Origin of the sequence: Paenibacillus sp. J23TS9 (assembly GCF_018403225.1) — a bacterium.
GTDB lineage: Bacteria > Bacillota > Bacilli > Paenibacillales > Paenibacillaceae > Paenibacillus_AQ.
This window is the reverse complement of record NZ_BOSG01000001.1, coordinates 735,522-756,925: the sequence shown is the minus strand read 5'-3', so window position 1 is coordinate 756,925 and position 21,404 is coordinate 735,522. Positions and strand designations below refer to the sequence as shown.

At 47.3% G+C, this 21,404-nt stretch carries 22 protein-coding genes; 1 reads left to right on the top strand and 21 read right to left on the bottom strand.

What is annotated here, in order from left to right; all coding sequences use genetic code 11:
* Positions 1 to 52 precede the first annotated feature (52 nt).
* The 18 genes from KJS65_RS03875 to KJS65_RS03790 all read right to left on the bottom strand — a co-directional run bounded on the left by KJS65_RS03875 (position 53) and on the right by KJS65_RS03790 (position 17,635).
* Entirely contained in the window at positions 53 to 1,555 is a 1,503-nt protein-coding gene (locus tag KJS65_RS03875; protein WP_213648646.1) for an AAA family ATPase, read from the bottom strand.
* Positions 1,555 to 2,079: a hypothetical protein gene (locus KJS65_RS03870; RefSeq protein ID WP_213648645.1), complete on the bottom strand. Its 525-nt coding sequence runs from the start codon at positions 2,077 to 2,079 to the stop codon at positions 1,555 to 1,557. Before KJS65_RS03870 ends, KJS65_RS03875 begins: the two co-directional genes overlap by 1 nt.
* A gap of 307 nt (positions 2,080 to 2,386) precedes the next feature.
* On the bottom strand, positions 2,387 to 2,902 hold the full coding sequence (locus tag KJS65_RS03865) for a cell wall elongation regulator TseB-like domain-containing protein (protein WP_213648644.1): 516 nt from the start codon (positions 2,900 to 2,902) through the stop codon (positions 2,387 to 2,389).
* Positions 2,903 to 2,929: 27 nt separating this feature from the next.
* The gene (locus tag KJS65_RS03860; RefSeq protein WP_213650618.1) at positions 2,930 to 4,231 is read right to left on the bottom strand and encodes an amidohydrolase; all 1,302 of its coding nucleotides are present in this window, start codon (positions 4,229 to 4,231) and stop codon (positions 2,930 to 2,932) included.
* Positions 4,218 to 4,883 (bottom strand): redox-sensing transcriptional repressor Rex, encoded by a 666-nt coding sequence (locus KJS65_RS03855; RefSeq protein ID WP_213648643.1) that lies wholly within the window; start codon positions 4,881 to 4,883, stop codon positions 4,218 to 4,220. The genes KJS65_RS03860 and KJS65_RS03855 overlap by 14 nt, the downstream gene beginning before the upstream one ends.
* 68 nt (positions 4,884 to 4,951) lie before the next feature.
* Positions 4,952 to 7,804 (bottom strand): ATP-dependent DNA helicase DinG, encoded by a 2,853-nt coding sequence (gene dinG, locus KJS65_RS03850; RefSeq protein ID WP_213648642.1) that lies wholly within the window; start codon positions 7,802 to 7,804, stop codon positions 4,952 to 4,954.
* Between the two features lie 137 nt (positions 7,805 to 7,941).
* Positions 7,942 to 8,571 (bottom strand): tetratricopeptide repeat protein, encoded by a 630-nt coding sequence (locus KJS65_RS03845; protein ID WP_213648641.1) that lies wholly within the window; start codon positions 8,569 to 8,571, stop codon positions 7,942 to 7,944.
* Between the two features lie 128 nt (positions 8,572 to 8,699).
* A complete protein-coding gene (gene panD, locus KJS65_RS03840; protein WP_213648640.1) occupies positions 8,700 to 9,083 on the bottom strand; it encodes an aspartate 1-decarboxylase in 384 nt (127 codons plus the stop codon).
* Positions 9,084 to 9,087: 4 nt separating this feature from the next.
* Complete coding sequence (panC, locus tag KJS65_RS03835; RefSeq protein WP_213648639.1) at positions 9,088 to 9,969, bottom strand: pantoate--beta-alanine ligase; 882 nt, start codon at positions 9,967 to 9,969, stop codon at positions 9,088 to 9,090.
* Positions 9,966 to 10,838, bottom strand: a complete 873-nt coding sequence (gene panB / locus KJS65_RS03830; RefSeq protein ID WP_213648638.1) for a 3-methyl-2-oxobutanoate hydroxymethyltransferase — start codon at positions 10,836 to 10,838, stop codon at positions 9,966 to 9,968. Before panB ends, panC begins: the two co-directional genes overlap by 4 nt.
* A gap of 349 nt (positions 10,839 to 11,187) precedes the next feature.
* A complete protein-coding gene (locus KJS65_RS03825) occupies positions 11,188 to 12,165 on the bottom strand; it encodes a biotin--[acetyl-CoA-carboxylase] ligase (protein ID WP_213648637.1) in 978 nt (325 codons plus the stop codon).
* A complete protein-coding gene (locus tag KJS65_RS03820) occupies positions 12,162 to 13,418 on the bottom strand; it encodes a CCA tRNA nucleotidyltransferase (protein WP_244864365.1) in 1,257 nt (418 codons plus the stop codon). Before KJS65_RS03820 ends, KJS65_RS03825 begins: the two co-directional genes overlap by 4 nt.
* Positions 13,419 to 13,457: 39 nt before the next feature.
* Positions 13,458 to 14,621: an N-acetyl-alpha-D-glucosaminyl L-malate synthase BshA gene (bshA, locus tag KJS65_RS03815; protein ID WP_213648636.1), complete on the bottom strand. Its 1,164-nt coding sequence runs from the start codon at positions 14,619 to 14,621 to the stop codon at positions 13,458 to 13,460.
* Between the two features lie 113 nt (positions 14,622 to 14,734).
* Positions 14,735 to 15,448 carry a bacillithiol biosynthesis deacetylase BshB1 gene (gene bshB1, locus KJS65_RS03810; RefSeq protein WP_213648635.1) on the bottom strand — a complete coding sequence of 238 codons (714 nt, stop codon included), beginning with the start codon at positions 15,446 to 15,448 and terminating at the stop codon, positions 14,735 to 14,737.
* A complete protein-coding gene (gene mgsA, locus KJS65_RS03805; protein ID WP_136606161.1) occupies positions 15,445 to 15,864 on the bottom strand; it encodes a methylglyoxal synthase in 420 nt (139 codons plus the stop codon). Before mgsA ends, bshB1 begins: the two co-directional genes overlap by 4 nt.
* A 21-nt stretch (positions 15,865 to 15,885) precedes the next feature.
* Complete coding sequence (gene dapB, locus KJS65_RS03800) at positions 15,886 to 16,689, bottom strand: 4-hydroxy-tetrahydrodipicolinate reductase (RefSeq protein ID WP_213648634.1); 804 nt, start codon at positions 16,687 to 16,689, stop codon at positions 15,886 to 15,888.
* Positions 16,690 to 16,721: 32 nt separating this feature from the next.
* Positions 16,722 to 17,249 carry a tetratricopeptide repeat protein gene (locus KJS65_RS03795; RefSeq protein ID WP_213648633.1) on the bottom strand — a complete coding sequence of 176 codons (528 nt, stop codon included), beginning with the start codon at positions 17,247 to 17,249 and terminating at the stop codon, positions 16,722 to 16,724.
* 56 nt (positions 17,250 to 17,305) lie between these two features.
* Positions 17,306 to 17,635, bottom strand: a complete 330-nt coding sequence (locus tag KJS65_RS03790) for a nucleotide pyrophosphohydrolase (RefSeq protein WP_213648632.1) — start codon at positions 17,633 to 17,635, stop codon at positions 17,306 to 17,308.
* A gap of 184 nt (positions 17,636 to 17,819) precedes the next feature.
* On the opposite strand from KJS65_RS03790, the gene KJS65_RS03785 reads away from it, so the two are divergent.
* Entirely contained in the window at positions 17,820 to 18,689 is an 870-nt protein-coding gene (locus KJS65_RS03785) for a YitT family protein (protein WP_213648631.1), read from the top strand.
* 161 nt (positions 18,690 to 18,850) lie between these two features.
* Here the strand turns inward: KJS65_RS03785 and KJS65_RS03780 are convergent, their stop codons facing one another.
* The 3 genes from KJS65_RS03780 to KJS65_RS03770 form a co-directional block, all read right to left on the bottom strand.
* Positions 18,851 to 19,720 carry a sporulation protein YpjB gene (locus tag KJS65_RS03780; RefSeq protein WP_213648630.1) on the bottom strand — a complete coding sequence of 290 codons (870 nt, stop codon included), beginning with the start codon at positions 19,718 to 19,720 and terminating at the stop codon, positions 18,851 to 18,853.
* 53 nt (positions 19,721 to 19,773) lie between these two features.
* Entirely contained in the window at positions 19,774 to 20,406 is a 633-nt protein-coding gene (locus KJS65_RS03775; RefSeq protein WP_213648629.1) for a DUF1405 domain-containing protein, read from the bottom strand.
* Positions 20,407 to 20,516: 110 nt separating this feature from the next.
* Positions 20,517 to 21,395, bottom strand: a complete 879-nt coding sequence (locus KJS65_RS03770; protein ID WP_136606168.1) for a c-type cytochrome — start codon at positions 21,393 to 21,395, stop codon at positions 20,517 to 20,519.
* Positions 21,396 to 21,404: the final 9 nt, after the last annotated feature.

Here is a 21,404-nt window from a genome sequence, read left to right as displayed (position 1 = left end):
AATAATAACTTAGCACATGAAAAAAGTAAAAAAAAAGAACCAGCATCACAATTCATGCTGGTAACAGGGAATGTTCATGAAATAGACACCGAAATTGATCACCTGATAACGTCTCTTCCTTAAGCAGTATATCCAGTGACTGCTCATAGATCGTCCGGCGCTCCTCGAGCATGGTTCGTGTCCGTTTCATCAGGTCTTCCAAAATAATATGGTTTTCTTTCATCAGCTCTTCTTTCGTCACCATGTCCAGATCCACAATACCAAGGGATGTGAGCCCGGATTTCATCATGGTCTGCACAATGTTCAGCGCCTGCTCAAAATCATTGCTTGAGCCGGTACTGCGTCCGCCGTAAAATATTTCCTCTGATGCGGCGCCGCCCAAAGCGATCATAATCTGCTCTTCCAGGAACGATTTTGTATACAAATATTGCTCCTGCTGCGGATTATGGCGCACATATCCAAGCGCTTTGCCGCGGGGGCTGAGTGCAACCTGGCTGACGCTCCCCGGACGGACAAGCTCTGCCATTATGGCATGTCCGAGTTCATGAATCGCGACGCGTTTTTTCTCTTCGAGTGAAGATTCACGGTCGGTACGTTCACCCATCATAACCTTATCGATGGACATCGACAGATGTCTTTGTTCGATTTCCTTTAACCCTTCACGCATGGCGTAAATGGCAGCTTCATTCATCACACTTTCAAGCTGGGCACCGGAGAAGCCATAGGATTCCTCAGCGATCTTTTCCAGGACCACTTCGGGCTGAAGCGGTTTGTTCTTGGCATGAAGCTCAAGAATATGCTTGCGGCCTTTTTTATCAGGCAAGTCCACTTGAATATGCCGGTCAAAACGTCCCGGACGAAGCAGAGCACTATCCAGCATCTCTTTCCGGTTGGTGGCTGCAATAAGCAGAATACGCGGACTTTCGGAAGAGTAAATCCCGTCCATCTCGGTGAGCAGCTGGTTGAGCGTCTGGTCATATTCACGCTGCTGTCCGCCCTCGCGTTTGCCGCCGATAACATCAATTTCATCAATAAAAATAATGGCGCTTTGCTTATTTTCCTTGGCAGCACGATTGCGAGCATCACGGAAAAGCTCGCGGACACGTCCGGCACCAACGCCAACATACATTTCTACGAACTCACTGCCTGATGAAGCGACAAATACAGAATCCGTATAATGTGCCGCAGCTTTCGCCATTAGTGTTTTACCTGTTCCTGGAGGGCCAGTCAGCAAAATCCCCTTCAGAGGGCGGATACCCAGCTTACGAATTTCTTCATGCTTGATCAAAAAGTCGAGAGCTTCCATCAGCTCCTGCTTAGCATTATCTTGGCCGCCGATTTGTTCAAACGTGAGCTTCTGAGGACCACTCTTTTTACGTTTACGCTCAGCACCTGCGCCAACAGCCAGGCCGCCGCGCATATTGGCTACGAACAGCAGGCCGCCGATCATCAGTCCTGCGATCACGAGCGGAATAATATTAACACCAATGAAAGCAAGGAAAATAAACAACACGGGTACGAATCCAATGAGTACTTCTTTAATCCATCTTGGCATTATTCCCACACCCCTATCTTGGCGGGATCACGAGGCAATACGATAAATTTGCTGGCTGTTCCATCGCTAAGACTGATATATACATTCTTAGTGTCCATCTCCGTTTGGGCTTTGATCCCTGAATCCTTAGCCAGATCCTGCAATTTCGCAGGAATATCCGTATACTTTTTATTATCCATGGCTTCCGCTACCGAAAACATGGCGGAATCCCAATATCGATTCAGCTTGTCGGAGGAATGATCTACAAAATCGAATTTCAATGTGCGGCTCCCTACAACCGACTTACCTTTCGTCGTAATCTGATCGACAAGACCAGATAAATTCGTTTCCGGCTTCAAATCAAGTTTCAAATTGATCTGATTGCGGTTAATATTAAATTGAGCATTATTAACGCCCTTATAATCCTGGACAATTTTTTGAAGCGGCCCTTGCATGGTTGTCTGCCGGTAAAAGAACCAGCCACCAAACAATATTGCAGCTGAAACAACAACAGTAAGCACAATAGGTATTGGACGTAGTTTCAAACAGTTGTCCTCCTCTCAAAATTGAAAAAACTAGATTACCTAGTTACATCATACAAAAAATAGACAACCGCGGCAAAGGAGGCTATGGCAGCAGCTTCTTGTCACGGTTATTCAGGCTCTATTCTATCAACATCAATACAGCCGATACATCGAGCTGCATATCTTATATCTCATGAATACAAATAAAAGTATATCACATCGTATATATGATTTCGAAGGTAAAGTGTGAAATTATTTAAAATTTTATCCTGTACACACCAAAGAACCCCATTTTTCAATGAGGTTCTTCCATTTTCAGGATGATTTTTCACCTATTCGGCAGAGTAAATGGTCCACCAATACTTTGTCCATCGCTGAAACGATAGAATTGATAGTAATAGTGGTCCTTAGAGCGGTAAAACAGCTGCCAAGCATATTCTCCGTTATACGTTCCAGGCAGCAGTCTCATTTTGTCCAAATCCGGTATTTCCTTTTGAATCTTTTCTTTGATCTGGGCTTCGGACAAACCGTTTGAAAGCAGCTCCTCATGAACCGCTCCCTCTCCCGACTTGACCTTTCCGTTCTCATCCATTGTCACCCACACCATAATTGGCCGGTTCTCTTTATCCAACCCTTCAATAGCCCAGCAGATCGTGTCCCAAACTGATTTCTCTGCCTCGGTCACCTTTACCAGACTGGTATCCTGTTTGGCTTTGAGAATGGCTGCCGTTTCTTCTGCGCGGATATCCTGCGTTACATATATGTAATAACGATAAGAACCGAACCCAAGCAGCAGGAGTAACAGTATTCCGAGAAATATCCACGTTTTTTTATTCTTTAACATAAGCTCCCTTTCTGAGGCCCTCCGTCCTTATCGGGACAGAAGACCATCAAAAGCGGCTTGGGCTTCCCGGCGGATCCGCTCTTCGTCCAGCGTCAGACAGGCGCCATGTTTCACAATTTGCTTGCCGTCTACCCAAACATGCTCAACATCCTTGCTGCAAGCGGAGTAAATAGCATGTGAGATAAGATCGGTATGTGGCAGGAAATGCGCCTGATCCGTATTCAGGGCGATGAAATCTGCCTTCATCCCCGGAGCCAGCGTACCCACATTTTTCAAAAAGAGCGATTGAGCCCCATACACCGTACCCATTTTGAGTGCTTCGGCTGCAGGAATAGCAGTAGGATCGCCGGAAACACCTTTATGAATCAATGCCGCAAGACGCATTTCTTCAAACATATCCAAATTATTATTGCTTGCCGCTCCATCGGTACCCAGCGATACGGTTACTCCTGCTTTGAGCAGGTCTGTTACGCGGGCCACCCCACTGGCCAGCTTCAGATTGCTTCCCGGGTTATGGGAGACAGCAACATGATTAGCAGCCAGAATTTCAATTTCCTCATCCGTCAGATGCACAGCATGTGCCACCAGAGAAGGACGCGAGAACATGCCAAGCTTCTCTAAGTGGGCGACCGGACGAACTCCATAATCGCGGACATTTTGTTCCACTTCAGCCTTCGTCTCGGACATATGGGTATGCATCGGCAGATCCATGTCATGGGCTGCCTGCACAAACTTTTCGATAAAGTCCGGAGGGCAGGTATATGGTGCATGTGGTGAGATCATAGTCGTGATACGACCGTCTGCTTGTCCGTTCCAGTCACGTGCAAACGCGATAGCTTCATTCAGCTTATGGCGCTGAACCTCTTCTGGACACAGACCAATAACCCCGCGCATAAGTGATGCACGCATGCCCGATTCCTTAACCACCTTAGCGACTTGGTCCATATGGTCATACATATCCAGGAACGTAGTGGTACCGCCTTTCAGCATTTCCAGTACGGACAGTGAAGTGCCCCAGTACACATCTGAAGAAGTAAATTTAGCCTCCATAGGCCACATTTTTTCTTCCAGCCAAATTTGCAGCGCAAGGTCATCACCATACCCGCGCAGCAGTGACATGGCAGCATGACCATGGGTGTTAACCAGTCCTGGCATGAAGAAAAGGTGAGTTCCATCCACGACAGAAACATCGCTTTCGATCTCAGGCATTTCCTCTCCTATATAAGTAATCATGTCATCCTCGATCACCATACAGCCGTGAATCACCGGCTTGTCTGCATCAGAAACCGCAAAGCTTCCGTTCTTAATTACCCATTTATTTGTCTTTATGTTCTCCGTCATCCGCAGAATCGTCCTTTCCATTGTCCAAATAATAAGCCAGACTCAGCAGATCTGTTGTGAAATCAGCCGCATGGATCCGGATGTTCGCAGGCGCCTTCAAAATGGTTGGTGCGAAGTTGAGAATAGCCTCAATACCGGCGGTAATCAACTTATCTGCCACATTCTGCGCTTCAACATCAGGAACCGTAATAATCCCAATACGGATGTTCTGGCCTTTGATCGTTTCACTAATTTCATCCATCGACTGAACCGTTAAGGTACTGATGCGCGTTCCTACCTTTTTGGGATTCTCATCGAATACAGCGACAATCTTGATATTTTCCCGAAGGTATAAGTTATAATTCGATAGCGCGTGACCCAGATTACCGGCTCCAACGAGCACGGCATTGATCTGCTGGTCCAGATTCAGGATATGGCGAATTTTCTCGATCAGGTACGATACATCGTAACCAATCCCCTTGCGGCCAAAATCCCCGAAATAAGCCAGATCCTTACGAATCTGTGCAGGATTCAAATCCAGCTTCAGTCCGAGCTCCTGTGATGATACTGTGGATACCTCGCGTTTATTCAGATCATTCAAGTATCTTAAATACACAGGCAATCTGCGGACAACCGCTTCGGATATTTTCTCCGATTTCATGCTTGCTCCCCCTATTTAACAGCTTAATTTATATACATGTTTTTCAGTCAATTGATTCGGATGCATGCTTAGCCCTCATGAAGCCATTCGGATATGCGAGGAACCATTTTTTCAGTAATCATATGTTCCATTTTGGGTCCTGGCAATGAGTATAGGAAGTACTTGCCGTAATAGGATTCAATCACACGCGTATCGTATACAATAACAATCCCACGATCATTTGCCGTACGTACCAGCCGACCAAAGCCCTGTTTGAAGCGAATAACCGCCTGCGGCACAGAAAGCTTCATAAACGGGTTTTTCTTCTGCCGCTGCAGCAGTTCGCTTTTTGCCTCAACGAGCGGATGGTTCGGCGGTTGGAATGGCAGCCTTACAATAGCCAGACAAGTCAGCGCTTCTCCGGGAATATCCACACCTTCCCAGAAGCTGCTTGTACCGAGCAGTACAGAAGCGCTGCTGTCTTGGAATCTGCGGATGAGTTTGGTGCGGCTGCCGCTGTCAACACCTTGGCCTAATACAGTTATATCGCTGCTGGCAAGTGCATTTTTGAGTGGCTCATGGACCTGCCTTAGCATGCGGTAAGAAGTAAACAATACGAGCATTCTTCCGTGGGTAGCAACCGCGGTATCCGCCAAAGATTGAACCAGTGTATTCACAAACACTGCATCTCCGACACTTCCTTTTACACTTGGAAAATCACGCGGAATCACCAGTAAAGCCTGATCCCGATAATTGAATGGAGAAGGAAGCTGCACAGAGACCAATCGCCCGTTTTCCTGATCCTCTTGCAATCCCAGATTATCAATCATGTATTGGAATGATTTATCCACAGACAACGTGGCAGACGTCAATATGACGCTTTTTTTCTTATCAAAGAACAAATCCTTGAGCTGCTTGCTTACATCGACGGGAACAGCGTACAGCTGGAGTGACTTGCTCCGGTAATGGCTGCTGGCTTCCATCCAGTATACAACGGTCTCATCATTAAGATTCATGAAGAAACGAAGATCATCCCGCTCGACTGCCAAATCCTTAAATAGACCGCTTAGATCCGTGATCAGGCTGTCCGCGCTGTAATCGTCTTCATCCTCCTTGTACTCTGCAAGCATTTTCTCCCCGCGGCGCACAATTTCGCTGATTTTAACATGATTTTGGTTTTCCAGCGCCTTGAGCGTCTCCCATTCCTGAGGCCATTTGCCAGGCTGCAAACGAAGTACAAACTGACCGGCATCACCAGGTGCAGCATCATTACGCTCCGGAATGAGACTAAAGAGGGATTCGCTGAGCTTATCCCAGTTCTCTTTGACATCGACCAGATCCTCACTGATGCGGTCGATTGCCGCAATCCAGTCTCCGGCGCGTTCCTGTCCCGAGGACTGGAGCTGCTGGCGTAGTGCAGGAAGCTGACCGCTGCGGCCATCCTTGTACAGGCGGGTAAGCGTGTGGACCACACTGAAATATTTCATATTAAGTCCGAGATGCTTGCCTGCCACATCCTCCAAATGATGCGCTTCATCGATCACCAGACGCTCATATGCAGGCAGAAGCTGATGGCCTGCTTTCACATCGGTGAAGAGCTTGGAGTGGTTCGTAACGACCACATCCGCGATGCCTGCTTCATGCTTCGCCCGGTGGTAATAACATTTGCGGAACCATGGGCAGCCTCGTCCGAGGCATGAATCGGAATCACTGCTTACGGTTTCCCAGAAGTCGCCGCCACGCCCGCCGAGATTCAGCTCTTCATCATCCCCATTTTCGGTTTGGGCCAGCCAGACGATCATCTGTGCCGCCGTTATCGTGTCTTCCTTGGGATTAAAGAAGTCTCTTCTGTTTATTTTATGTTCAAATTTTCTCAAACACAAATAGTGTTGTCTGCCCTTAAAGACAGCGGCCTTGAAGGGGAACGGCACAACCTGTGTTAATAGAGGCACATCCCGTTCACGGAGCTGTTCCTGAAGGTTAATGGTATGCGTGCTAACCATCACTTTTTGCTGCTGCTTCACGCTTTGATATATGGAAGGGATCAGGTAACCCAAAGATTTACCAGTGCCCGTACCTGCCTCAATTAGTAGATGCTTGTCCTGATCCAGGGCATTCATCACTTCTTCGAACATAATCGACTGCGGTTCACGCTCTTCATATTGGGGCATAATACCTTTTAACCGTTTCTGAATCTCATCAAGATACTCTTTGAAATCGACTCCCGAAAGTGGATTATCATCCGATTCCTCTCTCGGCGGCTTCATTTCAGTCCAATCATCCACAGCAAGCGCCAGTTGGCGGTAAAAGGTATGGCTGTTCAGGTCCTGTATCGGCTCTTGTTCCTTTTGTTGACACAGACCGTCGAAAAACCAGCCGAGGTCACTGTCTTCCTCTGCAAAAAGCTCACTTAAGCGCTGCAAAGTAATCAGAGGAAGATCATCCAGCTCATCCAGACATTTTAACAATACATAGGCTGTAGCTAATGCATCGCTATCGGCTTGATGCGGATGATCATGCTTTATTTGAAAATGCGCTGTCACCTGCCCCAATTGATATGAAGTCAGGGACGGAAAACATATTTTAAGAAAGTCCAGTGTATCCAGGATCCGGCCGGAAAACGGCAAATATCCGCTGCGGTCCAGCGCATTCTGCAGAAAATTAAAGTCAAACGCAACATTATGTCCTACAAGAATGACATCATCCAGCATAGGGACAAGCTCCATGAGCATCTCTTCCAGCGATGGTGCATCTGCAACATCCGCTTCCGTTATGCCTGTCAGACCGGTAATAAAAGGCGGAATTTCCACACCAGGTTTCACATAGGAACCATAAACACGGGAAATCGTCAAATCTTCTTCTATGATGGCAAGTCCAACTTGAATAATTTCATCGGCGGACTGGTTGCCTGTCGTTTCAAAATCCAGTACGGCAAATTTCATGATTTATGTTTAATCCTTTCATTCCAGTCTCATTACCAGCATAACAGAAGATTTCACATTTGAAAATTAAGTGACAACAAAAAGGCGATGCTCAAGGCGCTTTTTTGCGCAAGATGCATCGTCCCTTTCGCGTTGCCTTACATTAAGGAAATCAACTGGCTGCCATATTGAAGCTGACCGCGGTTTTGCTGGCAAACCTTCAAATTAACCAAGGGATCGGGAAGTGTGGGATCACTCTGCAATGCCAATGTAAAAAATTCCTGGGCCTTGCCGGCATTCCCATGCTTCACGGCGATACATCCTAACGCATTGTAGATCATGGCCTTCAGCTTCTGGCTTTTGGCCAGCGGGAGTATCCAGTGAAAATGAAGATGCGCTTCCTTGGTTTCCTCGAGATACAAATGTGCCATGGCCAAGTACATCCGGGCCAGAAGACTGTCCGGATATTGACGGATAACCTGGGAAAATTGCTGGGCGGCCTGACGGTACATTAGTAACCGGAAATATCCCTGTCCGCGCACAAATGCGTTTAACTCCATTTCAGGTGTCTGCTCCGAAAATAAGGTGGAAGGCACCTCGGCATGCTGGCGGAACTCACCCATCTTCTCCTCAAAAGATAACCACTCATCAATAATTCCATCACTCATGGTTTTAAGCATATTCCACTTTTGTATCAGCTGATGCTTTTGGGCCTCCTGCGCCGTCGGGTAATGTTTCATGATCTCATCTAACATGTGGTTCATTTCCGCGAATACATGTTGGAACATGGCTGCATCCCACCCTTAACCAAAAATGAAATCAGTGCGGTCACCTGCATTCATTTTTTGTAGATACAGCCAATTTCATTCCTCGATGGACCTGCCATTCCTTGTCTTTACCCGAGTCGAGCCAAACCTTAAATAATGGTAGCGTGCACTTCCTTATTCATGGTCGTCTTAGGCTGATTCGATTCATTAACGAACACGACCGTAGGCTTGTGATTCTTGATTTCATCACTCGACATCATGGCATAAGAAATAATAATGACGGTATCTCCAGGCTGAACCATACGCGCTGCTGCGCCATTGAGACAGATCACGCCGCTGCCCCGGGGTCCTGGAATAACATAGGTTTCAAGGCGTGCACCATTGTTATTATCCACGATTTGCACTTTTTCGTTCTCCAGAAGATCGGCAGCTTCCATCAAATCTTCATCAATGGTAATGCTGCCAACATAATTCAGATTCGCCTCCGTTACGGTAGCACGGTGTATTTTTGACTTCATCATCGTTCTAAACATGCTCTTATTCTCCCTTCGGGTATAACAGACAGTTATCGATCAAACGGGTTTTGCCAAACTTTACCGCAAGAGCCATCAGAACAGGTTCATTATTTTCTAATACGCCTGCTTCATCCTCCAGAAGTGAAAGCTCTGGAAAAGCTACAATTTCTACGTAATCAATTACAGCCAGTGAGGTTTTACTGATGCTGCTCACCAAAAGATCTCTTGCCTCTCCTGCTGTCCGGATCTCCCTCTTCTCCAGAGCCTCTTGCGTCTTGCGCAGTGACTGGGAAAGCACAAGGGCCTGGGAGCGTTCATCAGGGCTCAGGTACACATTGCGGGAGCTAAGTGCAAGACCGTCTTCCTCACGGATGATCGGACAAGGAACGATTTCGACATTAAAGTTCAGATCAAAGACCATTTGCTCAATGACCGCTACCTGCTGCGCATCCTTCATGCCGAAAAAAGCATAATTCGGCTGGACGATATGAAACAGCTTGCTAACAACCGTCGTTACGCCGTCAAAATGCCCCGGACGTGATGCTCCACACAAACCGGAGGTTACGTCTGAGACAGCAATTCTCGTCTTCGCAGCTTTTGGATACATGGTCTCTACGGAGGGCAGGAAGACCAGATCAGCTCCTGCTCCTTCCGCAGCTGCCAAATCCCTTTCTTCATCACGCGGATAGGTTTCAAAGTCCTCTCCGGGTCCAAATTGGATAGGGTTGACGAAAATGCTGACTACCACGATATCCGATTTTTCTTTTGCGGCTCGGATCAAGCTGGCATGGCCCTGATGCAGATACCCCATCGTAGGTACCAGGCCGACGGTAGTTTTATTTAAAGAGGATTTCAATTCCTCAATTTGTGCTCTGAGTTCTGTAATGGTTCTTACAGCTTTCATGCGTTGTTCACCTTTTCCCGGCCTTTACCGTATAAATTCTCCACAACTTGATCCTCTGCAGTAAATACATGGCTCTCATCCGGAAAAGAACGTTCCTTCACTTCTTTGACGTATTGAGCGAGTCCTTCGCGGATCAAGGTGCCGGCATCGCCGAATGTTTTCACAAATTTTTTGCTGCGGTATGGGGAAGCATATTGAAAAATATCATGGAATACAAGCACTTGGCCATCAACTCCGCGGCCGGCACCGATTCCAATCGTTGGAATGGACAGCTGGGACGTGATGTATTCAGCTACCTGCTCCGTTACCAGTTCCAAAACAACGCCAAATGCTCCTGCCTGTTCCAATGCCTTGGCATCATCCAGCAAACGCTGCGCGTCCTTCTCATCCTTGCCTTGAATTCGGTAGCCGCCAATTTGATTCACCGACTGCGGTGTAAGACCGATATGTCCGAGTACAGGAACACCGGCTCCGACAATCGCTTCAACTGCAGCGCAGATCTCTCTTCCGCCTTCCATCTTGACGGCTTGAGCATGACCTTCCTGCATCAGCTTGCGTACATTGCGCAGCGTTTCATCAATACTTCCGTGATATGTCATAAACGGCATGTCCGCGACAATAAAGGTATTTCCTGCCCCACGTACTACAGAGCGCGTATGATATACCATATCCTCAATCGTTACCGGAAGTGTCGAGTCGTATCCAAGCACAACATTTCCAAGTGAATCGCCGACCAGGATCATATCCACGCCTGCTTCCTCAGCCAGACGTGCAGTAGGGTAATCATAAGCGGTGACCATACTGAGCGCGCTGCCCTCCTGTTTCATTTTTTTCATTTTCACAATGTTTAGCGGATGTTTAACTGCCATTTTTTTTGCAGCTCCTTCCATTTCGGAATATTTTGAAAAACAAAAAAACCTTTTAGCATTTCACTAAAAAGTTCCGAAAGGGCAAAAAAGAGTCACTTGCGATCGTCCCTTCTGTCTCGGTCCCTTCGGCTCAGAGCAGAATCCAACGTAGCGGCGTCTTGCTATTATGAATGCTACATGTCTTTCACTTGCACAGGCAGAGTGCAGTTCGGTCACGCCGATACCGCCTCTACATGTCAGTATAACAAAAACATCTATCGAAGTACATTCAAATCAGCATGGGCCACGTTTTATGAAGAAGTTTTTTTCCTTAAGATCTATTTATTCTTAGCAAACCCTGTGGATGATTTCATCGTTTAAGTTCGACATCTCCGGAAAAAATAGACACATGCTGTCCCTCGCCGGTTGCGATCAGCAGCGCTCCGCTGTGATCCAGCTTCTCCGCAGTGCCTATGACAGCTCCACGGGCTGTATTAACGGTCACTGACTTCCCCAGAGTAACGGATAATGCTTCCCATAGCGATGCGATCGGTCCGAAGCCTTCCTGCTGATACAAGGCATACAGCACTTCAAACTCTTCCAGAACAGCAGCGATAAGAGCTACTCGATCAACCTCTTCACCCGCTTCGATCTTAAGTGAGGTGGCAACATCGGTTAGCGCTTCGGGATAATCCTGCGGATCCAGATTAACACTAATACCAATTCCGGCAATGCAGTAGCGTACATACTCATCCTCGGCTGCGGATTCCAGCAAAATGCCGCTGATTTTGCGCCCATTCACCAACAGGTCATTAGGCCATTTCAGCCCGGCCATAACTCCTGTAGTTCTGCGCACTGCCCGGCAGACGGCGACTCCGGTCATCAGTGTCAGCTGCGGCATGTAATGCATCGGCTGTTTGGGTCTGAGCACAAGGCTCATCCATATTCCTTTGCCTTTAGGTGAATACCATTTACGACCCATTCTTCCTTTACCGCCGGTCTGTTCCTCCGCGATCACAAGAGTCCCCTCAGGCGCATCCTCTTCGGCCAATAACTTGGCCTCCTCCTGCGTGGATACGGTAGATTCTATAATCTTTACCTTTTGGCCCATGGTTTTTGTCTTCATAGCTTTGATCAGCGATAACGTATCAAGCCGCTCGGGCTTGCGCAGGATCCGGTAACCTTTATGGGGAACAGCCTCAAATTCATAACCCGCTTCCCGCAGTTTATTGATCTGTTTCCAAACGGCCGTTCTGCTGACAGACAGCCTGCGGCTGATCTCTTCGCCGGATATAAACTCCTGCGGGTTCGCAAGCAGCAAATCCAGAAGCGTTTCCTTCTCACTCATGTAATCATCACCCGTTTCACTTCATCAATTAATATCTCTCTGTCATTGGGCAGAATTCGAGAAGCTACTTTAACAAGCAGGATGCCAAGTATCTCTCCGATCCATGGACCGCCTCTCCGTCCGGATAGATCCATCAGGTCCTTCCCTGTAACGGATAACTCGGACAAATGATAAATTTCCATCTCTCGGGTCCAAGCATCGCCGTTCTTCAATATTTCAGATGGGTAAACTCCGGGGTGCCGCCGGGTAATGTAACCCGCCATGAACAGCCATCGTTCAGCCGTCTCCCGTCCGTGTTGAAGCACCACCGAAACCCATTGTTCTTGATATGGGATATCCGTATTCATCGCTCCTACGGCTTCACCGACACTCAGAATCCCCGCTATTTGTTCCCGCATTGTATTCGCAAACGTCCATGAACGCAAGCTGTTATGTGCCCCTTGTGCGCTTAATCCGCAGGCATAAAGGAGCATTGCCCAACGGATGATTGTATTTTCAGGGGATATCTCATCAATCACCGAAACCAGATCTCTATCCGGTTCATATGTAAAAGGGATTTTTGCATCCGACAGGAGCCCGCTCCGGTGAAGAAGGTGAAGCCCTCTGCAAGGCCTGCTGCCCTCCATCAGCTTTTCAAGTTCTACCCGAAACCGTTCCATGGCAATATAACGGATACCCTCGCGCTCTTCAAGCAGTGCTCTCCATGTGCGGTAAGCGATGCCGAACCCGAAGACCGAGGCAAAGCGGATACAGCGGACCATACGCAGAGCATCTTCCTGAAACCGAGTTCTCGCATTGCCCACGCAGCGGACAACGCCTTTACTTAAATCCATTGTCCCTTCAAAGGGGTCGACAATCGTTCCATCAACCGCCCTTGCAATCGCATTTATCGTAAAATCTCTCCGTTTGAGATCTTCCTTCAAATCACGGACAAATTCAACCTCTGCAGGTCTTCTGTGATTTTCATAGGCGCCCTCAACACGGTATGTCGTTACCTCATAAGCGAAAGATCCGCAAAGCACCGTAACCGTTCCATGTTTAATACCTGTCGGTACAGTCCGCTCAAATACGGTTTCTACTTCTTCCGGAAGTGCGGATGTAGTGATATCCATATCATGCACAGGCCTACCCATGAGCTCATCTCTCACACATCCGCCTACCCAGTAAGCTTCATGGCCATGCTCAAGCAGCTTGGATACCACCGCTTCGCTATGAAACGCCATATCTGCGTCCGCCTGTTTCCAAGTTACCAAAATAATTAACCTCCCGCCTACAGCTATTACCGCTTTGAATTAGCCGCAAACCGGATTAAGCTTCGGAACCTCGCGTCCCAGTACGCGGTAGTAAATTTGCTCATACTGCTGTGTTATGAGACCGTCAGCAAATTCACGGCAAGCTCTCTTCAAACATGCCTCCCGGAAATTTGCGGCAAGCGCCTCGTTTGACAGAAGCTGAATCGTGTAATCCGCCATGCGTTTCGTATCCCCGATAGGAGCCAAAAATCCGGTTTCGCCATGAACGACAAGCTCGGGGATGCCCCCGGCAAGTGAACCGACAGTTGGTACGCCGCAGGCCATCGCCTCAAGCGCAACCAGTCCGAAGCTTTCCTTCTCGGAAGGAAGCAGCAGCACATCCGCAAGCGAAATCACCTGTGCAATTTCATCCTGTTTTCCAAGGAAAAAGACTTTATCCTGCAGACCAAGCTCCTGAATTTTGCATTGTACCTTAGGCAAATCCGGACCTTCTCCAACAAATAAGAGCTTGGATGGAACCTTTTCGTTTACCTTTGCAAAAATCTCAACAACATCCCCCACCCGTTTTACAGGACGGAAATTGGAAATATGCATCAGTATTTTTTCATGGGGCTCAGCAAAATCACTGCGAAGCGAGCTGGTGTCTCGCGGATAATATATCCGTTTATCCACAAAATTATAGGTGAGGTCAATATCTCTGCTGATATCCAGAACATCACGTGTCTCATTGATCAAATCCCGGGAAACGGCAGTTACTGCATCGCTTTCATTAATGGCCAGCCGGATCAGGTCTTTTAAAGACTCATCCTGCGCCAGGACGGTAATATCCGTACCATGGAGCGTCGTCACAACCTTCAGTTGATCCCCTACCATTTGCTTGGCAAGAAACGCGCAGACAGCATGCGGAACCGCATAATGCACATGCAGAACATCCAACTGCTGCATTTTCGCAACCTGAGCCATTTTCGTAGCCAAGGACATATCGTACGGCGGATAGCGGAATACATAATAATCGCTTACTTCCACCTCATGATAGAAAATATTCTTGTGGAATGTTCCGCCCAAGCGAAATGGTATGCTATGTGCAATAAAATGGACCTGATGCCCTCTTTCAGCCAGCAGCTTCCCCAGCTCAGTCGCTACAACACCAGAACCGCCCAAAGACGGATAACATGTGATGCCAATTTTCAATTGTTGGCTCAATGTGACCCACTCCTTCCTTAAACATCCATTATATGTTTATATTATTGTTCCCAAAGCGTTAAATAGCCAGAACTGATCTCCTGTTATCTCCAAAAGATCAGCCCTGACTTTTTTTAATGGGAATCCTTCATGAATTTGTCCACAAGAAAAGGCGACCGCGCAGCAAAGCCTTCCGCATAAGGAACGAGTCTGCGTTGCCCGGTAAGCTTGTCCCGGGACCGCACACGTTCAATATACCCCTGATTCAGCGGGGTCGAAACGGCATCTTCCCCATCCTGGCTGCGTTCAAACTGTGAACGGTAGCACAGAAGGGATTGCTCCTTCTTCTCCTGCTGGGCCGTTATATCAACCATAAGTTCGGCTCTGCCCATATCATTAATGAAGTAAAAATAAAGCTGATCTACGAGCACCGCAGGCTTGTCCGGCATATAACGCCGAAGCTTCGCATTAAAAACAGCTTCTTCCACAAGCTTGCTGCAGGCGACATGATCCGGATGCCTGTCCTCCCAATAGGGTGCAAACACGATTCGGGGCGCATGAAGGCGGATTTCTGCTGTGATTGCCTCAATATGCTCAGGTGTATTAAACAAACCGCGGTCAGGAAGTCCCAAATTGCTCCGCATCGTGAGCCCAAGAACATCGGCGGCGGCGGCTGCTTCCTGCTGGCGCCGCTCGACGGTACCGTTAGAAGACATTTCAGCAAACGTTAAATCGCAAATCCCTACACGGTACCCGGCTTCTACATGCTTTATAATTGTACCGCCCATACCAATTTCGGCATCGTCCGCATGTGCTCCGAATACCAAAATATCTAGTGATTCACTCATATTTCAGCACCTGGCTTATATTTATGCACCAGCTCCCGCCAAGCGAAATCTCCGCGATCCAGAGCTTTGACTAAAATTTCCGCTGTTGCAATATTGGTTCCGAGTGGAATGCCCTGCACATCGCAAAGTCTCAATAGAGCATTAATGTCCGGTTCATGCGGCTGAGCCATCAGTGGATCACGCAGGAATATAATCAGATCCATTTCATTTTCCGCGACAAGTGCTCCGATCTGCTGATCACCGCCGAGGGGGCCTGACATAAAACGGTGAATTTTCAAGTCTGTGTTTTCCATGATCCGTTTCCCTGTCGTTCCGGTTGAATACAGCTCATGTCCTTCAAATACTTTTTCATAGGCCGTTACAAAATTGACCATCTCGTCTTTTTTACGGTCATGTGCAATAAATGCGATTTTCATCCTGTCCCACTCCTTTAGAAGCTACTCTATAAAGTGATCAAATCCGTAAACCATACCGGTATAGCTCATAACTTTTTCAATGGCCATTTTCACGCCAGGCATATAACCTGCCCGTTCATAGGAATCATGGCGGATTTTCAATGTCTGGCCGAATCCGCCGAAAATCACTTCCTGCTGTGCAAATACGCCCGGAAGACGGACACTATGAATGCGGAAGCCATTGTAATAGCCGCCCCGCGCACCATCAATTGTCTCTTCTTCCTTCGGATTGCCCTGACGAATTTCTTCGCGGTTCTGAGCAATCATCTCAGCTGTTTTAATCGCGGTTCCTGATGGGGCATCCAGCTTCTGGTCACCATGAAACTCCATGATCTCCAGATGAGGGAAATATTTAGCCGCCTGAGCAGCAAACTTCATCATGAGAATGGCGCCAATTGAAAAATTCGGTGCGATCAGTCCGCCAATATCCTTGCTTTGACACTGCTTGTCCAACTCTTCGATTTGTTCGGGAGTAAACCCGGTGGTGCCTACAACTGGCCGGATGCCAAGAGAGACTGCCAGCGCCGTGTTCGGATAAGCAAACTGCGGCGTTGTAAAGTCGACCAGAACATCCGGTTTTGTTTCCACTAAAGCTAGCTCCAGATCACTCGTCAGCTTGATTCCGCATGCTGGCAGGCCTACTAATGTTCCTGCGTCTGTGCCTTCCTGAGAGCGGTTCACAGCTGCTACCAGTTGAAGACTTGCATCCTCAAGCACTAGTTTGACTACCTCTTTTCCCATTCTGCCGGCTGCACCGGCTACAGCAACTTTAATCTGATCTGACATCTGCTTTCCCCCGCCTTCCTGTACTATGTTCATCAATCATGCAAATATGTGCTTAATCGATTTTTAAGCTGAGCGAGCATATCCTGCAGTCCATGATCCTGCGGCTGAAGCGCTATGACCTCCTTCAAGGAGGATATCGCCAATGCATGTTCATTCAGCTGGCTGTACGTTAATGCAAGCCAAATATACGCCTCACCATACAGTGGATCGAGCCGCACAGCTTCCTTCAGCATGGATACTGTCTGGTATAAATCACTTGCAGGTGCCACCTTACCGGAATCGATGATCTTTTTTGCATCCTGCACCAGCCTCATTGACTGCAAATGCTGTAGATAAAGCAAATATTCTGCTTTTTCCGGATCCAGCTCACATGCTCTTTGCGCATGATCAAGCGCCTTCTCGAGCCTGCTGCTTCTGGCGTAGGTCACGGAGCAGCGGTAATGAATTTCCGCGGATTCCGGATCCTCTGTTACAGCCGCTTCAAACCATTGTAAGGCCCCTTCAAAATCATTCTGCAAAATGCAGTGATATGCATTCCGGACGAATTGTTCGGATTTCATTCTGCTGTACTCCCCCCTGTTATTACGGGCTATTGTACAGCATATGTATGACGGACTTATTCGGTGTCCTTTTTCGTCCACCGGTTCGCGTCACGAGTATTAAATTTATGCATGACCTTGTCATGCGCCTCGGCTAGATCAATCCCCAAGGAATTGGCAAAGCATATCGTTATGAACAGTATATCCCCAAGCTCAAGCTCGATCGAATTATCTTCTTCAGAGGCCTTTTTCGGCTTTTCTCCGAAGCTGTGATTCACCTCTCGCGCCAGCTCGCCGACTTCTTCCGACATCCGCGCCAACATGGACAGAGGACTGAAATATCCTTCTTTAAACTGGGAGATATACTGGTCAACTTCCCTCTGCATTTCAGCCAAAGACTTCTCCATCTTGATGACCATTCCCCCTTTTTAACTGTATCCATATACCGGATAAACCGGGTATTAGTTTACTCCATATGTTATCGCAAAGCAGAATTGAAAACAAATCTTTTTTAAATCCGGAGGGAAAAAGGTATACTAAGAATGGAGCGAAGAACAAATTCTTCCTACTTTTAGCTATGCGAGGGGTATCATGAGTTCATCAAAATGGTTTGTACAAATGAAAATGGTATTGCCGATTATACTCGGAGCTGCGATTTATGCTTTTGGACTGCTCTACTTCATTATTCCCAATCAGTTAATGGAAGGCGGTGTGACTGGTGTCACCGTGCTTCTCAACTATGCTTTTTCCATACCGCCCGCGCTCTCTACACTGATACTTAACATTCCGCTATTTTTGCTTGGTTGGAAAATATTGGGATCAAAGCAAATGGTATATACAGGCGTAGGTATCGCTTCACTGACGTTTTTCTTATGGCTGTTTGAAAAAATGATTAACGCAGGGTGGATTTCGCCCTTCCAAACGGAGCGGGATTATATCCTTGCCTCTCTCTATGCCGGTGTGACATTAGGTGCAGGACTTGGTATCGTCTTCCGATTCGGCGGAACGACTGGCGGTTCAGATATCGTGGCGCGAATCTGCAACCGGAAATTCGGCTGGAGTATGGGTCAGGTTATTCTGGGGATCGATATCATCATTATAGGCGCTTCCCTTTTCTTTATCCCGAGAGAAAAAATTCTCTATACATTTGTAGCCGTCTTCATCTCATCAAAGGTCATAGATTTCATCCAAGAAGGGGCTTACGCTGCTAAAGCCTTTACGATCATCAGCGATCATGCGCCTGAAATTGCCGATCTGATCACGGTAGAGATGGAACGGGGGGTTACGCTCATTCCTGCGATTGGCGCCTACTCCAAACAGGCCAAGCATATGGCCTACTGTGTTGTCGCCAGGCATGAAATCCGCAGGTTAAACGGGATTGTCAAATCCATAGATCCACGTGCATTCGTCATTATTAATGATGTCCATGATGTACTCGGAGAAGGATTCAAGGAAACCTAAAACCGATCTCAATCAAAAAAGCTCATCTGAACTTTATGTTCAGAGAGCTTTTTTAAATGAATGAATTAAAACGCTAAACGCCTCAGACACTCGACCCCTGATCACGCAGGTAAAACTTCCATTAGATATGGTCTGTCTTCATTTTTGTATCGTTAGTTTACTTACCACTTCGGTGTCACCTTTTTAAAACTGTCCCGCTCTCCCCGATATTTCCGGTATGCTGTATATGCGAGAATGACGAGGATAAAAGCACCCGCCCACATCGCCCATGGCCATGCCCCGTTAACCTGCTCCAAAGGAGCAAGTGCCGGATAATCCTTTTTCTTACCAAACAGACCGTTGAATATTTCCTCGCCTATCTCAATACTTCTCTGCATTTCACCCGTTTTGGGTGTCACTGCGTTGACCAACCCTCCCGCATAAGAAAGCCATGAGTCCACCATCGTCACGTCGGCAGGCTTGCGCTGAATAACCACCGCAGGACGTATGATTTCATAATGCTCCTGGAGACGCTCGTATGCCTGTTTTGCGGCTAGAAAATCACCTTTTTCGGTGTTAGACTTCATTTGAGTGAGCTCTTCACGGATCAGCTTGTAATACTGAAGCCACAAGGCCTGCTTCGGATTGTTTATACTGTCAGCCGCCATTCTCAGCTTAGCCGATGCTGTAAGCCAATGTTTCGGGTCCAGCTGAACCCTGGCAACGGCTTCTTTCATTTCGATGATGCTTTCCGAGAGGGCATGTATGCCTTCTACAGTGGTCAGTTTTTGCAATGAGGAATTCTCGAATATGGAATCAACCTCTTGAAGATCCTTATGCACGAGATTGGTATCTCCTTCGAGAACATGCTGATACAGCCGCTCAACAGTCTGGCTAAGCGTTGCTGCCTGCTTAACAGCCTCTGCTGACTTTCCCGAATCCTGGTTATCACCAAGAGCGTTTATCTTAGCAGGCTGCATGGTAATGCATAGAGCCACCAGCAATATAAATAACCATGGTTTGCGTTTAAATAATCGTTTGCTCCCCCGCATAGGACATCCCTCCTACCGTAAATCTATGGCAGAAGGGATGGTTGTAGAACAAGCTATATGTTTTTGCGTTTGGCAAGCCTTAGAAAGACCCAAGCCAACAGTACACTGAAAGCAGTCAGTCCTAAAGTAAAATACTGAACTCCAAGAAGATCATCCTGCAGTTCATTTGGAAGCCATGGAAACACACCATATGTATAATCCACAATATCGTTCAGGAAGGTCCATGCCGCAGCCGGAATCAGCATAATAGCTCCAAAGCGGAAGAAACGAACAAACAGCAGCGCTTCTACAGCCATCGCAAGATGCGATGCCACAAGCATCCAATCCTGCCATACCAGATGGTCCCCTTGTGCGGCTCCTGCGAAAATAATACTTACCGCCCATATCCCATATTTAACAGAAGTAACGACTGCTAGGGATTCCATCAAAAAACTGAACCCCTTCACAGCCTGCGACTTCGGAGGATATAATAAAAAGAGAATTCCGATGGTGAAAAAAAGACTGGCCGTTGGACTGTCTGGAACAAAAATGACCTGCCAAATGGCATTATGGGCGATGGTATATTCCATCTGTTCACCGTACCACATATATCCATATATGGTTCCAGCCAGATTACACCAAAACAGCAGCCATAAAACAAACCGGTTAGTCAGCAATGCACGGCTCCAGAAAAAAGAAATGGACATGATCGTCCCTCCTACATGAAGAGCTTGAAATTAAATCTCTGTGTATGATCCTATACTCCCAAAAAAACCTGACCGCTTTCACGATCAGGTTTTTGGTAAGTATATTCGGCTTATTTTGCTTCAGCCTTTTGTTTGGAAAGCCAATCTGCCAAATTATCAACGTCTTTGTCGGTCAAGCCTGCTGCAATTGCACTATCGTACATCGCAGGCATTTTACCTTCATAGCCTTCTTTGATAATTTTCAGAATGTCATCTTTACTATGTTTATCACCGACACCGCGAAGCGATGGACCGCTGGCACCCTTCATATCAGCAGCGTGGCAAGAAATACAGCCCGCTTTTTTGAAGGATTCCATGGCTGGGTTTTCCTTATCTACAATAGCAATTTCTTTTTGCTGATTGCCGCTTGTCGTAGGAAGACCTTTAGCCTTGTTCTCAGCAGCTTTTTCTTCACGCTGAATGTTCTCAGGAATTTGACCAGTTTCAGCCATCTCGTCCTTGTAATGAGTCCAAGCGCTGTTGGTCAAATATACAACCGCGATCAGAGAAAGAATCATTAATGACGATGCAATCGGTCTGCGGTTGAAACGACGTTCTTTACCCGTATCCAGGAATGGAGCCAGGAGCAGTGAGCCGAAAGCCACGCCGCTTACGCCGATCGTACCAAGAACGATATAACTTCCGGAAGCGTATGGAAGCTTCAGGTACTGATACAAGAACAAGAAGTACCAGTCCGGCATCGGAATAATGGACGCACTCGGATTCGCAGGGAACCATAGTGGAGCAGGTTCTGCGATGGTAAGCACCAGGAACCCTACGAGGACAACAACACCAACCATCCATTCTTTCAAAAGAAAGTTAGGGATGAACGCTTCCGATTTGCCCGGAAACGCAGTGTAATCCGGAGGAGTTATAAATCCGCCGCCTCTTTTAACACGGGAATCGCCTACATATACAACTTTTTCTTTTGAATCTTTTCCATGTGCCATCGATATTCC